Annotated in this window: 1 protein-coding gene; it reads right to left on the bottom strand. The window is 39.1% G+C overall.

Annotation, left to right across the window (positions count from 1 at the left end):
* Positions 1-220, bottom strand: a 220-nt coding sequence (locus B0A81_RS17145) for a hypothetical protein (RefSeq protein WP_133063644.1), incomplete at both ends; no start/stop codon positions are given.

The raw sequence follows: 220 nt of genomic DNA, 5'->3' as shown, positions 1-220 counted from the left end.
GTAATTGTTTTAACCGCCGTACATCCGTTTGCATCCGTAACCGTTACTTCATAAGTTCCAGCGCCGATTCCAGTTAAATCCTGAGTGGTTGCAGCAATTGCATTATTATCTTTTTTCCAAGAATAAGTATACGTTCCAGTTCCGCCAGTTACAGTCAAATCAATAGCTCCGGTTAATTGTCCAAAACATTTTACATCAGTTCTAGAAGTTTCAGCAATGT

Source organism: Flavobacterium plurextorum (genome assembly GCF_002217395.1).
Classification (GTDB): domain Bacteria; phylum Bacteroidota; class Bacteroidia; order Flavobacteriales; family Flavobacteriaceae; genus Flavobacterium; species Flavobacterium plurextorum.
Note: the sequence above shows the minus strand (reverse complement) of the source record. Positions and strands in the feature narration are given on the sequence as shown.